Source organism: Cumulibacter soli (assembly GCF_004382795.1).
Taxonomy (GTDB): Bacteria; Actinomycetota; Actinomycetes; order Mycobacteriales; family Antricoccaceae; genus Cumulibacter; species Cumulibacter soli.
This window is the reverse complement of sequence record NZ_SMSG01000004.1, coordinates 76,910-91,927: the sequence shown is the minus strand read 5'-3', so window position 1 is coordinate 91,927 and position 15,018 is coordinate 76,910. Positions and strand designations below refer to the sequence as shown.

Genomic DNA, 15,018 nt, shown 5'->3' with positions numbered 1-15,018 from the left:
CGTCGAGACGGTGATCCGCCTCGTGCTCCCGCCCGAGCCTTCGTACACTGGCAGACAATTCGGTCGTCCCGCAGTGAGGTCCCCATGACGCAGAGTGTTCCCGAGATCGTTTGGCAGCCGACGCCGGAGTCGATTGCGCAGACCAACATCCACGCGTTCGCTCGGTTCGTGCGCGCGAAGTACGGCGTGAATGTCGACGACTACAACGACATGTGGCGCTGGTCGACCGACAATCTCGAGGACTTCTGGGCGGCAACCTGGGAGTACTTCGATCTGCCCGGTGATTTCACCGAGGTTCTGGATGAGCACAAGATGCCCGGAGCGCGCTGGTTCGCAGGTGCGAAACTCAACCTCGCCGAGTACGTCGTTAGCCGTGGAGACGATGACGACGTCGCGATCGTCACTACCGGCGAACAGGGCGACTACGCGGAAATGACTTGGGCCGAGTTCCGGCGCCAAGTCGCGGCATTCGCGCACAATCTGAGTGACATGGGTGTGCGGCCAGAAGAAGTCGTTGTCGGGTACCTGCCGAATATCGCCGAGACGCTCGTTGCCGCGCTGGGCACTATCTCGATCGGCGCGATCTGGTCGGGTGTGGGCCAGGACTATGCGGCTGCCGCCGCGATCGATCGATTCGCGCAGTTGGAGCCGGTCGTACTCGTGGCAGCCGACGGACACCATTTTGGTGGCAAGGAACGTGATCAGCGAGATGCGGTAGCCGCATTGCGTGCGGGGCTGCCGACCCTGCGCGACACTATCGGCGTCAGCCGGCTCGGCAAGGGGGTACCGGATACGAGAGCGTTCGAGGAGATGGTCGACGGCGAGCATCCCTACGAGCCGCTACCCGTCGATTCCGACCACCCGCTATGGGTGCTGTTCTCCTCGGGGACGACTGGTCTGCCGAAGGGGATCGTGCACTCGCACGGCGGCGTACTGCCCGTGCAGGTCAGCCTGCTCGCGCTGAACTGGGATCTGAAGAAGTCCGACCGATTGATGTGGTACACGTCCCCGTCCTGGGTGATGTGGAACATCCTGGTCGGTGGGCTCACCGGCGGCGGCTCGGTGGTGTGTTACGACGGTGCGCCGATGGCGCCGACTGCGGCCGCGTGCTGGGACGTCGTATCGCGATGCGGGGTAACGATCTTCGGCACTAGCCCGGGCTTCCTCGGTGCCTCCCAGGACCAGGGAATCCACCCGTCAAAGGACTTCGACCTATCCGCGTTACGGATCATGGGTGTTACCGGTTCGCCGTGTCCGGACCATTCGTTCAAGTACGTGCGCGACGAGGTCGGCGACATACCGCTGTTTTCGATGTCCGGCGGCACGGACATCGCCGGCGCCTTCGCGATGGGATCGCCGAACGTTCCGGTATGGAGCGGCGAGCTACCGGTGCGCGGGCTCGGCCTGAAGGTGGAGGCCTGGGACGATGACGGAAAGCCGCTGGTCAATGAGGTTGGCGAACTCGTTTGTGTGGAGCCGTTGCCGTCCATGCCGATTCGGTTCTGGAACGACCCGGCCGGCAAGAAGTACCACGACGCATACTTCGACACGTACGACGGTGTATGGCGGCACGGGGACTGGATCAAGATCACCGATCGCGGCAGTGTCCTGGTGCTCGGCCGCTCCGATTCGACGTTGAACCGCAACGGCATCCGCATGGGATCAGGTGACATCTACTCGGCGGTGGAATCGATCCCGGAGATCGGGGAAGCGCTGGTGATTGGCGCCGAAGAGGCTGACGGCGGATATTGGATGCCGCTATTCGTCGTACTCAATCCGGGCTACGAACTCACCGAAGATCTGATTGCGAAGATCAAGACGCGTGTCCGCGAGCAGGCCTCCCCGCGGCATGTGCCGGACGAAGTCATTGCGGTAGAAGGGATCCCGCACACCCGCACCGGCAAGAAGTTGGAGATCCCGATCAAGCGGCTAATCCAGGGTGCAGAGTTCAAGGCTGTGGTCAATCCCGAAGTGATCGACGTCCCGGAACACATGGCGGCGTTCCAGGCGATCGCCCGCGAGCGCTACAACGAGGTCGCTGCCCGCACGAAGTAGCGGTTAGGCGGGCCGACGCAAGTTTTGCAGCCTGGGACAGTTCGACTTCGTCCCGGGGTCGGCTCGATGTCTGGGCTTGTTGGCGACACTAGCCGGCCGCGCCCGGGAGCCGCGTTGTCTTGTTTGGTCATCGACGGACACGCGGTCGAGGGCTGCATAACGGAGACGCCGCCGGAGGACGCGTCCGTTATGCAGCGGGTTGAGCGCGTACCTGAGAGCGCTATCTGTCGGTTTCGCGGTAATCGCCAAATTGGCGATCGCGGTCGCTGAGCGCAGCGCTCACGCCCTTCTCCTTGAATGACTTCATATATTCCTGCGATGCGGGTTGATGGAAACCCATCGCCTGAATATCTGCCCCATTACGAATCCCGTGTCGAATGCCCATCGCTTCCATCGCGCGGTGCGCCGAGCGCTTGTTCAGCGCGAGCAAGTCCAGCGGTACCTTCGTGATCCGTTCGGCGACGGCGAGTACGGCGTCGTCCAACTCGTCCAGCGGGTGCGCACGGTTGGCGAACCCACGTTCGGCGGCTTCGATGCCGGTCATCGAGTCGCCGGTGAGCAGCGCTTCCATGCCATGCCGTAGGCCCATCATCCAGGTCTGCCACTGCATGTCGGGCGGTGACATGAGCCGCACCGGAGGGTAACCGATCGCGGCGTCCTCGGCGACGTACACCAGGTCGCAGGCCGTGGCGAGCTCGGTGCCGCCGGCGAGGCAGTAACCATGCACCTGCGCGATGATCGGGGTAGCCATGTCCCACATCTCGAACCAGTTGTTCACCACGTGCCGCGACCACCAGCCGTCGACTTTTGCGATCGATCGCTCGACGCCGTTATTGCCGCCGGCGGACAGGTCGTAACCGGCGCTGAAGCACGGGCCGCCGCCGCGGATGATGATGACGGAAATGTCTGGATCGCGGTCGGCCTCGCGGATCGCATCGAACAGCGAGCCACGCAGTTCGTCGTTGAGCGCGTTGCGCTTCTGGGGTCGGTTCAGCGTGAGACGCCGGACCTTGGACAGCGGTTCGTCGATGAGCAACACAGGTTCAGTCATGTGCCGAGCCTAGGGTGCAGACGAAAATTCGGCGAGTGCCAAGTCCGCTCGCCCCACGATGCGGGGATGCCGAGGGCGCGGGTCAGACCAGGCCCGCCTCGTACGCCGTGATCACGATCTGTACCCGATCGCGGGCCCGAAGTTTGCGCAGAATCGACCGTACGTGAGTCTTTACCGTCGCCTCAGACAGGAACAGATCGGCGGCGATCTCCGGATTAGTCAGCCCACGCGCGATGAGCCGAGTGATTTCCCGTTCGCGCTCGGATAGTTCATCTAGTTCGTCCACCGGCGCGCGCCGATCAGGGGGACGTGCGAAGTGCTGAATCAGCCGTGCCGTCGTCGTGGGCGCGAGAACGGCGTCTCCGGCCGCGACGTGACGTACCGCGGCGATCAGTTCTTCGGCAGGTGCGTCCTTGAGGAGGAACCCGCTGGCTCCAGCCTGCAGCGCGTCAAAAGCGTGCTCGTCGAGGTCGAACGTTGTCAGCACCAGAACTCGGGTTGCGCTGTCCGCGGATTCGCAGATCCGCTGGGTAGCGGCGATTCCATCCATCACGGGCATCCGTACGTCCATCACGATCACGTCCACCGGATTTCGCGAGTTTGCCTCGATCGCTTGTGCACCGTCGTCGGCCTGCCACACCACTTCGATGTCGGGCTGCGATTCGAGAGCCATAGCGACGCCACCGCGCATCAGCGGTTGGTCATCCGCCAGCGCCGTTCGGATCATGTGGTCTCCTTCGGAAGGTGGGCGATAACGCGCCAACTGTCACCCGTCGCGCCAGCGTTCAACGTCCCACCGACCGCCTCGGCACGCTGGCGCATGCCAGCGATCCCTAGCCCGTTCCCACCCATATCGGTGATCTCATCACCCAGCGGATTCGTGATCGTCAACGTGATCGGGTTGGCGTAGGCGAGTTCGAGGTTCGCGCCTCCGCCACCATGCTTAAGCGCGTTAGTCAATGATTCCTGAGCGATTCGATAGATCGCGAGTCCAACCGATGCCGGTACCGGTCGGCGCGAACCGGTCTGCGCGTACGTCGCGCCGGCCTCACGTGCCAATCGCTCAAGATCATCGACTCCCGGCTGTGGCGGGTCTCGACGAATATCGTCGGTGCTGCTGAGTACGCCGAGCATCGTGCGCATCTCGTTGAGCGCCGTCCGGCCTGTGTCGCTGATGGTCCGCAGTACCTCGCTGCTTCGTTCGTCGGTGGCGATCATTCGCCCGCCCTCGGCTTGCGAGACGATCACCGCGAGCGAATGCGACACGACGTCGTGCATCTCGGCGGCTATGCGTGCGCGTTCCGCGGCGGCCGCATCTGCTAGTTGTCGGGCGCGGTCCTCCTCGGTACGACGTGCCCGCTGCTCCAACTCGTCGAGATAGGCCGAGCGTGTCGCGCGTAACCGGCCCAGCGCCCAGGCTCCGATCGGACCGCCGAGCGCGATGGCGGCGAGGATCAGCACGGCTGGTACCCCAGTGCCGAAGTCTGAGGCCCAATCATCGGCAACGGCGAGGTGCGCGCTGATGCCGATGCCGCCAGTCAACGCGAGCGCGAGGCCGGCGAGTGCCGTTCGGGAGTTGCAACGCTGCGCGAACACATACAGCGCGTAGAGGAAAAGTAACGAGGACGGCAGTACGGCGGCCGGAACCTGAAGCCCGTCATAGATCAGTCGAGGAGCAAACGCGAGGATTAGCATCGCCACGCCGGCAGCGACGTACGCCGCTCGGGGGAACGCCCGGACCAGCACGACGAGAGTATGGAGCGCGGCAACGGCCACCCACACGGACGCTGACCAGAATGTGGAGAGGTCTGAGCTGCGGAGGGTGTCGACGGTCGCGGGAAGCAGCAGGATCGCAGCGACGATGCACACGGCGGCGTCGATGGCCCACGCGCTGCGCGCGGGCCATCGACCGGAATGAGAAGTGCGCATTGATGAGGAGCCTATCCAGCGACCGGCGTACGCCGCAGTTCCTCCAGGCGCGTTGCGCTCCGCAGACGTCGCTCCTCGTACGCGAACGCGGCTACTACCAGCGCGATTGCCCACAGCGGCCACAGCATCTCCGGAAGCCACGCTCCCCAATGGTTTTCAGCGCCCTCGGGCGCGATCGCGATCTGGCCACCGGCCAGCTTGGCGCGGACAAAGAACGGCCCGGCCGAAGCAATCAATAGCGCCACAATCAACGCGAAGCGCCGGGCGAACCCGATCGGGACGTCCTTGCCGCCCATGAACGGAATCCACCGCGGGAAGACTTCGCCCCATCCTCGCAGCAGGCCGACGGTCAGAATTGCGCCGGCGACGGCGAGCAAGCCGAGCACCAGGCCGTTGCCGAGGATGGAGCGGACCTCTTCGAAGAACTCGGGGCTGAGGCCCAACGGCCACCCGAACACCCACGCCAACCGCGTCACGGCGTACAGGAGGGGCGGAATCACGGCGAGTACGACGGCCGTCGTCAACAGGCGTTGCAGCGTCGACCGGCTCAGTTGCTCCAATGGCCGCCGCGTCGGCCACAGCCGCCGGGCCAATTGGAACAACAAGACGACAGCGACGAGCACGATCACCGACCGCCACAGATGCCAATCGCCGAGGATCTGGCCCACGGTGGGCACGTCGTCGGCGCCGCCGATCCAGCCGGCGATAAGAATCGGAATGTAGGCCACGAGTTGCAGCGCGATCGGGTCGCCCCAAAACGCCAGCAGGACGGCGATTCCGCCGAGCAGAAGTATCGAGTACACCTTGTGCGAAGTCATGAGTTCACTCTGGCGCGCTCAGGTCCTCGCCGAATCATCCCGCGGTGCGGCCAGCCTCATCCCAGGGGATGAACGTGCGGCATGAGCACCGCGCCGGCCATCCCACACCTTGACGAGCCGCTGAAAACGCAGCCTGAGCGGCGACTTATCGATGTATGCGCGATGAGTGCGCGCAGCGACTGCGTCTTCGGCGGGAGTGGTCGAGACGCGGGCGCAACGGGCGCCCGGCGTCCGCGTGTCAGATCATTGATCGCCGGCAGGGTCGCCCAGGGCTGGCCCGGCAACTAGGGACCGACCAGCGATCAGCGCCCGCCCGGCAGTCAGCGAGATCACGACCGCGAGCCCGCCCGCACACACGGTGACCGCGAACGCAGGCGTGGCGCCGCCCGCGTCGGCCAGGCGGCCGGCAATCGACGATCCGAGCGCATAACCCAGCCCGGTAGCTGCGGCCATCAGAGTCATCGCGGCTCCCGTCCTAGTCGCTTCGGTGATCTGCTCGGCCATCGAGAACATCGTGATCATGTATGGCGCGATTGCGCAGCCGAGTACCAGCAGCACCGGTATCAACGCGCCGATCGAACCCACCCACAGCAGCGGGGTCGCGAGGACCAGGATGGCGCCGCCGAAGATGCGCGCGCGGCGCACCAGCGGAACCGAGTCCGGCAGCAGCGCGACCGCCAGGCCCGCAATCACGCTGCCGACGCCCAGCAAGGCATGCAAGAGCCCGGTGAGTCCGGGGTGCCCAGCCTCGGTCGCGATCACCGACGTGCCGGTCTGGACCGAGCCGAACAGCATGCCTAGGGACAGTTGGCCGATCGCCAGCGTGACGAGGCCGATGCTCAGCAATGTCGACGCCGAGGTGGTGCGTGGGCGGGCCCCTACCAACGCGGCAGAGCGATGCAGGGCGAACGCCGTTCCGAAGACCGCCAACAGGGCCGCTGCCAGCAGCATCGCAAACTGCGGCGAGACCACGGCGATGCTGATACCCACCAATGCTGGTCCAAGCACGAACGTTGCCTCGTCAGCGGCACCTTCGTACGAGAAAGCCGTCGAGACCAACCGGCCTTGATCTGGCTGCCCCTTGGTCAGCGGGCGCCACCGCACCCGGGCGAGCGGACCGACCTGCGGGCAGGCAACGCCCGCGATCGCCGCGATGAGGGCTACCGCCGCCCATGGCGCACCCGCCCAGACCAGTGCGACCTCGGTGACGAACCCGGTGGAGGCAATCAGTGACTGCGTCAGTACGACCGGGCGCTGGCCGACGCGATCGGCTAGAGCGCCGAAGTAGGGCGCGCATAGCGCGTTGGCGATCGCCAGGCCACCCGCAGCGACACCCCCGGCGCCGTACGAGCCCGTGTAGTCCTGAACGAGCAGCAGCGTGCCGATCTGGCTCATCGCCAGTGGGAGCCGCCCCAAGAAGGCGAAAATGACGTAGGACAGGCCGGAGAATCCGAACAGCCGACGGTAGGACGCGGTAGCGCTCATCGAGGTAATTCCTGAGGTACACGAACGGGTGGCGCGCCTACCCGCCCATCAGGTCGCGCCGGGTCCCTGTGCGGCCAGCAGTCTACCGACGTACCCGTAGGATGTCCGGGTGAGCCTTCGCCTTTTTGACAGCAAGAACCGGGCGGTGCGCGACTTCGTGCCCGTAGAGCCGGGCAAGGTCTCTATGTATGTGTGCGGTATCACCGTCCAGGGTCCGCCGCATATCGGACACATGCGGGTAGCGGTCGCCTTCGACGTCGTACGCCGCTGGCTGATCCGTACCGGTTACGACGTCACGATGATCCGCAACGTCACCGACATCGACGACAAGATCCTGATCAAGGCCGCGGAGCACAACGACGATTGGTGGAAGTGGGCCTACCGCTACGAGCTGGTCGCGACCGCGGCGTACAACACGCTCGGCGTGCTGCCTCCCTCGTACGAGCCGCGCGCCACCGGACACATCACCGAGATGATCGACCTGATCGCTGAACTCATTGACCGCGGGCACGCGTATGAATCCGGCGGTGACGTGTACTTCGACGTAGCGTCGTGGCCGCGGTACGGCGAGTTGACCGGGATGAAGGTCGACGAACTGCAACCCGCAGCCGATACCGACAACGACTCCAAGAAACGCGACGTGCGTGACTTTGCGCTCTGGAAGGGCCAGAAGGCGTCCGAACCAGCCAGCGCGTCGTGGCCGACTCCATGGGGCCGCGGTCGACCTGGATGGCACCTGGAGTGCTCGGCGATGGCGCGCCGGTACCTGGGCTCGGGCTTCGATATCCATGGCGGCGGCATCGACCTGCGATTCCCGCACCACGAGAACGAGATCGCGCAATCGTGCGCGGCCGGCGACGAGTTCGCGCAGTACTGGATGCACAACGCTTGGGTGACTCTCGCCGGCGAGAAGATGTCGAAGTCGTTGGGCAATACGTTGTCGATCGACGAACTGACCAAGAACGCGCGACCGGTTGACCTCCGGTTCTACTTAGCGACCGTGCACTACCGCTCGACCGTGGATTTCAGCGAGTCCTCGCTGGCCGAGGCTCGGGCGGCGTACGACCGGATCGAGGGGTTCATCGGCCGCGCGGACGTCGCCGGTGACATATCGACGGTCGCGCTACCGGACGGGTTCGTGTCCGCGATGAACGATGACATCAATGTCTCCGGCGCAATGGCTGTGGTGTACGACGCTGTGCGCCACGGCAACTCGGCGCTCGCGAGCGGCGACAAAGCGCGGGCCCGCGAGCTTGCCCTGCAGGTGCGCGCGATGCTTGACGTGCTGGGGTTAGACCCGCTTAGCGAACAGTGGGTCGACTGCGCGGAATCGCAGACGGCGGATCTCGGGTGGGCAATCGACGACTTGCTCGCACAACGAACCGAAGCCCGCGCGGCTAAGGATTTCGCGCGCGCCGACGCTATTCGCGACACGTTGACCGCCCACGGAATCAGTATCGAAGACACGCCCGACGGCCCGAAGTGGAGCAGGTAGATGCCCGGAAACTCCCAGCGTCGCGGCGCAATGCGCAAGGGCGGAACCAAAAAGGGGCAGGTCGTCGGATCCGGCGGCCAGCGCCGTAAGGGACTCGAGGGGCGAGGACCGACCCCGAAGGCGGCGGATCGTCCGAATCACAAGGCGTACCGGCGCGCGCAGTCCGGTGGGCCAAAAGTCGCCGGCCGCAAGACGCGTTCGAACCGCTCGACCGCGTCCGGGCCAGAGTTGCTCGTCGGGCGCAATCCCGTGGTCGAGGCGCTGCGCGCCGACGTACCGGCCACAGCCTTGTACATCGCCGAGCGAATGGATCTTGACGACCGCGTTCGCGAGGCGATTCGTGAATCACAGTCGCGCGGCATTCCGATCCAAGAGGTGAGTCGCGCCGAACTGGACCGGCTCACCGGCGGAGCATTGCACCAGGGCGTGGGCATCGCCGTACCGCCGTTCCAGTACGCCGATCCGGCGGACATTATCGCCGGCGCTGTCGATGCCGGTGAGGCGCCGCTATTAGTCGCGCTGGATGGTGTGCAGGACCCGCGAAACCTGGGTGCTGTGGTGCGGTCGGCAGCCGCGTTCGGGGCGCACGGCGTGATCGTCCCCGAGCGGCGCGCAGCTGGCATGACCGCGACCGCGTGGCGTACGTCGGCCGGTGCGGCGGCTCGCATGCCGATCGCGCAAGTGACCAACCTGTCGCGGACGCTCGTTGCCTTACAGAAGTCGGGTGTGTTCGTGGTGGGGCTGGCTGCCGACGGGGACGTCGAGTTGCAGAACTTCGACGGCGCGGCCGATCCGCTATGTGTCGTGGTGGGTTCTGAAGGTAAGGGGCTCTCACGTCTGGTAGCCGAGAAGTGCGACCAAGTGTTGTCGATTCCGATGGCGGGGACGACGGAGTCGCTGAATGCGTCGGTGGCCGCGTCGGTGGCACTGTGGCAGTTGGCAAGCGCGCGGGGTTTCGGTGGTGCGATTGAGTTGAGTGGGGAGCAGCAATGACGGCGATCGATCTCGGGATGCCCGGGATGCCTGGCACCAAAATCGACCGGAACACGGTCGACGAGGACGGGCGGCTGAAGCTCGAATCGCTGCTACGTAAGAAGTTCAGTGGCGATGTCGAGTTCGACTCATGGACGCGCGCGACGTACGCGAGTGACTCGTCGAATTACCGTCAGATTCCGCTGGGCGTTGTGTTTCCCCGCAATCAGGACGATGTGGAGTACGCCGTTGAGTGTGCGCGAGCCGTCGATGCGGCCATCGTGTCGCGCGGTGGCGGTACCGCGTTGGCGGGGCAGACGTGCAACGTCGCGCTGATCATCGACTTTTCCCGGTATATGAATCAGATTCTCGAGTTGAACGTCGAGGAGCGCTGGGTGCGGGTGCAGCCCGGGATCGTGCTGGATGATCTACGCCTCGTGACCGAGAAGTATGACCTCACTTTTGCTCCGGACCCGGCGACGCATGCCTACTGCACGATCGGTGGCATGGTCGGTAACAACTCGTGCGGTACGCATTCGGTGTATGCCGGTAAGACCGTCGACAATACGATCTCGATGCGGGTGCTCACCTACGACGGCACGGTGTTGGACGTCGGTCAGATCTCCGATGCTGAACTCGCATCGCTAGCCGCATCCGGCGGGCGGGAAGGCAAGATCTACACGCAAATCACCGCTATCCGGCAGCAGTACGCCGATGCGGTGCGCCAAGAGTTTCCGGACATCCCGCGCCGAGTCAGTGGTTACAACCTCGACTCCCTAAGTGAACCCGGCGGTGCGAACATCGCGAAGGCACTGGTCGGTAGCGAGTCGACGCTGGTCGTCGTCACCGAAGCGAAGCTGAAACTGGTGGCGTGGCCGAAGTATCGACGGCTGGTTGTGCTGGGCTATCCGGATATCTTCCGCGCCGCCGACAACGCGCCGGCATTCCGCGATATGCGCGGCATTATCGGCTGTGAGGGTGTCGATGAGCAGTTGACGCTGTACCAACGCCGCCGCGGGATGAACACGCGATCGCTCGATACTTTGCCCGCAGGTAAGGGCTGGGTGTTCGCCGAGTTCGGGTCCGATGACGAAGCCGATGTCGATGCGATGGTCGACGAGGCCGTCGCTGCCGCGCCTGGTTCGCCGAACGTTCTGGTGTGCCGCAGCGCCGCTGAGCAGAAGGCAATGTGGCTGGTTCGGGAGACGGCGTTGGGTGCGACGGCGCGCCCGCCGGGTGAGGAACCGCTCGTTGAGGGCTGGGAGGACGCCGCCGTACCCCCGGAGCGTCTCGGTGAGTACCTGCGCCGAATGGAGGAACTCTGGAAAGAGTTCGACTACCACGGGTGCTGGTATGGACACCTCGGTGACGGGTGCATGCACACACGCTCGAACTTCGATACCGAAACGGTCGAGGGGCTGCGTAAGTACCGGCAGTACCTAGAAAAGGCGTCGGCAATCGTGGGTGAGCTCGGCGGTTCGATGTCCGGCGAGCACGGCGACGGCCAGGGCCGCGCCGAGCTATGGGGCCGGATGTTCTCGCCGGAAGTGATGCGAGGCTTCAAGGAATTTAAGAATGCGTGGGATCCGAGTGGTCGGATGAACCCGGGCAAGTTGATCGACCCGTTCCCGCTGGATACGAACCTCAAGCATGGACCTGATCGCCCGCACAACCCGATGGGGAAGACGACGTTCTTCTTCGGGGACGAGGGATTCTCGCTGCAGGATGCTGCCGACCGTTGCGTTGGTGTGGGGCGTTGCCGCCGCACTGATACCGGCACGATGTGTCCGTCGTACCGGGCTACTCGCGACGAGAAGCATTCCACTCGCGGTCGAGCAAAACTCTTCCAGGAGATGTTCCGTGGCGAGAGCACTGAGGCGACGTGGCGCAACGAGGACGTGAAGAATGCGCTGGATCTTTGCCTTTCCTGTAAGGGATGCAAGACCGACTGCCCGACGAATGTCGATATGGCGACCTTCAAGTCGGAGTTCCTCTCGCACTACTACAAGGGCAAGGTACGCCCGCGCGAGGCGTACTCGCTGGGCATGATCCGGTACGGGGCGAAGTTTGCCTCGAAGCTGCCGTCGCTGGCGAACGGCGTACTCGCCTCACCGGTGGGCAAGATTGTCAAGTCGGCTGCGGGCGTGACGAATAAGCGCCCAGCGCCCACGTTCGCAAAGCAGACCCTGCGCGCTTGGCTGAAGAAGAATGTCTCGAGCGGGCCAGGCGATGTGGTGCTGTGGCTGGACACGTTCACGAACTTCCTAGGACCCGAGGCCGGGATCGCGGCGGCCAAGGTGATTCAGGCGGCCGGTGGAAAGTTGGTCGTTCCCGCCGAAGATCTGTGCTGCGGCCGCCCGCTCTACGACTACGGCATGCTTGATTTGGCGAAGCGGAACCTTGAGAAGACCATGCGTGCCTTGGCGCCGGCCATCGAGTCGCGTACGTCGGTCGTGGTCCTGGAGCCGTCATGCCTGGCGACGTTCCGCGACGAACTGCTCGGTTTGTTCCCCGAGGACCCGCGAGCGAAGACGCTGAGCGAGATCGCGCTGTCGCTGCCGGAGTGGCTCGCTGCCAAGTGGGCCGGCGACCCGTCGCGCGCTGCGGCCCCGACGCAAGCGGCGGCAAACGGCGGCGCGGCCGGCCGGGACGTTACGCCGGCCCGTGAGCGAGTGCTTCTGCAGGTGCACTGCCATCAGAACGCGAACGGCGGTCACGCCAAGGATGTGGAGATCCTTGAGGCGATCGGTTACGACGTGAAGGTGCTTGATTCGGGCTGCTGTGGACTCGCAGGTTCGTTTGGGTTTAACGCCCGACATGCGGATCTGTCGATGAAGGTTGCCGAGGACAGGCTGTTGCCGATGCTCGCAGCCGAACCGGACGCTGTGGTGGTTGCCGACGGTTTCTCGTGTCAGACCCAGATCAAGGATCTCGCAGGTCGTGAGGTCAAGACCATCGCCGAGCTCGTCGAAAAGGCAATGACCGCCTGATCAGGTGTCCAGGTCGACGCTGAATCGAATGATGAAGGCGGGTGTTGTACCGACTACGGTGCAACATCCGCCTTCGTGATGTTTACCCGCTGCGCCCCGTTGGTCGCCATTTGATGGCCGTCGTGGCCAAGATCCCAGTGTTCCTTCTTGAAGAGCTCTGGGCTGCCGCCTCATTAGTTGAGGGTTTAACTAATTTGACCTAGACTGGTGCCATGAACACCCACAAACGCATGCCGGTCGTGTACCTGGGGCACGGTGCGCCCCCGCTCGCCGATGACGAACTGTGGACCTCCCAACTCGCCGACTGGTCGGCCGATCTTCCCCGCCCCAAGGCGATCCTGGTCGTGTCTGCTCACTGGGAGGCAGCACCGGTGACGCTCGGCGCCACCCGCACGGTGCCGCTGACGTACGACTTCTGGGGATTCCCTCAGCGGTACTTCGATGTGCAGTACGCCGCCCCGGGTGCGCCGCAGCTCGCGGCCGAGGTGCTGCGCCTGCTCGGCGGTCACGTCGCTCAAGAGGAAGAGCGCGGGCTCGATCACGGCGCCTACGTGCCGCTCGTCGAGATGTACCCTGATGCAGACGTGCCGGTGCTGCAGTTGTCGATGCCGACACTGGCCCCGGCCGAACTGTTCGAGCTGGGGCGCAAGCTGGCGCCGCTGCGCTATCAGGACGTGTTGGTGATGGGCAGCGGATTCGTGACGCATAACCTCGGGCTGATTCAGTTCGGGTCTGGCGCGAACAAGGGGCAACGGCACACCTGGTCAACCGAGTTCGACCACTGGGCAACCGAGACCGTCCAGTCCGGCGATGTCGACGCGCTGCTCGACTTCATGCACAAGGCTCCGGCGGCACAGCTCGCCCACCCACGCACCGAACACTTCGCGCCGATCTTTGTCTCTATGGGGGCGGCGTACGGGGCAGTCGGCGAGGCGTTCCGCGCCGAGTCGGTGATCGACGGCTACTGGTACGGACTCGCGAAGCGTTCCTTCCAATTGGCCTAGATCGGGCGAGGGCTCTGGTCGCCGTGGCTTCCGACGGCACACGACACGGGGCCGTTAATTTTGCGAGCATTCCGGCGCTGTGACGTCCTACTGATCGGGCGCCAGTCGTTCGGCCGCCGCTACGCCGACGATCGAGTGAGTCGGCTGGAGCGCTGAACCGAATTACGAAGGCAGATGTTGTACCGACTACGGTGCAACATCTGCCTTCAAAGCGTTGGCGCGTGCGAGATTCGTGCCCAATGCATGAAGTGCGGCGCGCAACTCTCGGGGCTCGATCACGTCGACACCGGGGACGGCGGCGAGCTGTGCGGTGGCGACCTCTAGACGTTCGAGTGGGAGCGCAACTTCCAACGTCTCAGTGTCGCCGGCCCCGGCGAGTGCGCGCTCTATCGCCAGAGCAGTCGCCGGACCGGGTACGTGCGCTCGAAGATCGGGCAGCGAGGCACGCGGAATCCGGAGGATCGTGTCCAGTGTTCTGATCCGGCGGTCCAGGTCGTCGCCCGTCGATGCCCAGTACGTCGGCAGGTCGAAGTCCGCCGGGCGCTGGGCGAGTTCTTCGCGCCGAAGCGCCTCGGAAATGCGTTGCACCCGGTAGGTCCGCACTTGGCCACGATGAGCCGCAACCAAGTACCAGACGCCGTTCTTCAGCACGAGCCCCAGCGGATCTAGCCGCCGCGAGCGGGTCCGATCTCCTGTTGTGTAACGGATGTCGAGGCGTACGCCGTCCCACACGGCCTCGGCGACGACCGCTAGAAACTCTCCCGGTTCGCGCGTTCGGAACCAACCCGATGCATCGAGGTGGAATCGGGATGCGATCGCATCGATCTGGCTACCGACGGCAGTCGGTAGCCCGGAGCGAACCTTCGATCTCGCTGTCGCCAGCACACCTGCCATCCCGAGGTCGGCGGCGCCCGCCGGGCCGAATATCAACGCGCTGGCCTCCTCGCCGGTCATCCCGTCGACAGGCGAACGCCAACCGGGCATCAGGTGGATGCCGCCGCCGGGCCCCGACTCTGTCCACAGCGGAACGCCGGCTTCTTGGAGCGCCTGAATGTCCCGATAGATCGTACGCACCGAAACCTCAAGCTCGGCGGATAAATCGGCGGCTGTGCGAGTACCCCGGCGTTGCAAGGACATCAGCAAGGCGAGTAAGCGAGAGGAGCGCACGTCAATCCATCCGGTCGCGGCTGCTCGACTGCAATGCCGACCGATGCCGAGA

At 64.7% G+C, this 15,018-nt stretch carries 11 protein-coding genes; 5 read left to right on the top strand and 6 right to left on the bottom strand.

The window, feature by feature from the left end:
- Positions 1–84: 84 nt before the first annotated feature.
- On the top strand, positions 85–2,055 hold the full coding sequence (locus E1H16_RS09965; RefSeq protein WP_134323731.1) for an acetoacetate--CoA ligase: 1,971 nt from the start codon (positions 85–87) through the stop codon (positions 2,053–2,055).
- 220 nt (positions 2,056–2,275) lie between these two features.
- Here E1H16_RS09965 and E1H16_RS09960 read toward each other — a convergent pair whose 3' ends face one another.
- The 5 genes from E1H16_RS09960 to E1H16_RS09940 all read right to left on the bottom strand — a co-directional run bounded on the left by E1H16_RS09960 (position 2,276) and on the right by E1H16_RS09940 (position 7,338).
- Positions 2,276–3,106 carry an enoyl-CoA hydratase-related protein gene (locus E1H16_RS09960; protein ID WP_134323730.1) on the bottom strand — a complete coding sequence of 277 codons (831 nt, stop codon included), beginning with the start codon at positions 3,104–3,106 and terminating at the stop codon, positions 2,276–2,278.
- Between the two features lie 82 nt (positions 3,107–3,188).
- Positions 3,189–3,833, bottom strand: coding sequence for a response regulator (locus E1H16_RS09955; RefSeq protein ID WP_134323729.1), 645 nt, complete (start codon positions 3,831–3,833; stop codon positions 3,189–3,191).
- Positions 3,830–5,035 (bottom strand): sensor histidine kinase, encoded by a 1,206-nt coding sequence (locus E1H16_RS09950; protein WP_134323728.1) that lies wholly within the window; start codon positions 5,033–5,035, stop codon positions 3,830–3,832. The genes E1H16_RS09955 and E1H16_RS09950 overlap by 4 nt, the downstream gene beginning before the upstream one ends.
- A gap of 11 nt (positions 5,036–5,046) precedes the next feature.
- The gene (locus tag E1H16_RS09945; RefSeq protein ID WP_134323727.1) at positions 5,047–5,853 is read right to left on the bottom strand and encodes a hypothetical protein; all 807 of its coding nucleotides are present in this window, start codon (positions 5,851–5,853) and stop codon (positions 5,047–5,049) included.
- Positions 5,854–6,096: 243 nt separating this feature from the next.
- Positions 6,097–7,338, bottom strand: coding sequence for an MFS transporter (locus tag E1H16_RS09940; protein ID WP_134323726.1), 1,242 nt, complete (start codon positions 7,336–7,338; stop codon positions 6,097–6,099).
- A 109-nt stretch (positions 7,339–7,447) separates the two neighbouring features.
- Between E1H16_RS09940 and cysS the strand changes: the two genes are divergently transcribed.
- The 4 genes from cysS to E1H16_RS09920 all read left to right on the top strand — a co-directional run bounded on the left by cysS (position 7,448) and on the right by E1H16_RS09920 (position 13,799).
- Positions 7,448–8,833 carry a cysteine--tRNA ligase gene (gene cysS, locus E1H16_RS09935; protein ID WP_134323725.1) on the top strand — a complete coding sequence of 462 codons (1,386 nt, stop codon included), beginning with the start codon at positions 7,448–7,450 and terminating at the stop codon, positions 8,831–8,833.
- Positions 8,834–9,826: a 23S rRNA (guanosine(2251)-2'-O)-methyltransferase RlmB gene (rlmB, locus tag E1H16_RS09930; protein ID WP_134323724.1), complete on the top strand. Its 993-nt coding sequence runs from the start codon at positions 8,834–8,836 to the stop codon at positions 9,824–9,826.
- Positions 9,823–12,795, top strand: coding sequence for an FAD-binding and (Fe-S)-binding domain-containing protein (locus tag E1H16_RS09925; RefSeq protein ID WP_134323723.1), 2,973 nt, complete (start codon positions 9,823–9,825; stop codon positions 12,793–12,795). Before rlmB ends, E1H16_RS09925 begins: the two co-directional genes overlap by 4 nt.
- 212 nt (positions 12,796–13,007) lie before the next feature.
- Complete coding sequence (locus E1H16_RS09920; protein ID WP_134323722.1) at positions 13,008–13,799, top strand: dioxygenase family protein; 792 nt, start codon at positions 13,008–13,010, stop codon at positions 13,797–13,799.
- A gap of 186 nt (positions 13,800–13,985) precedes the next feature.
- On the opposite strand, the gene E1H16_RS09915 is transcribed toward E1H16_RS09920, so the two are convergent.
- The gene (locus E1H16_RS09915; protein WP_134323720.1) at positions 13,986–14,966 is read right to left on the bottom strand and encodes a helix-turn-helix transcriptional regulator; all 981 of its coding nucleotides are present in this window, start codon (positions 14,964–14,966) and stop codon (positions 13,986–13,988) included.
- Positions 14,967–15,018: the final 52 nt, after the last annotated feature.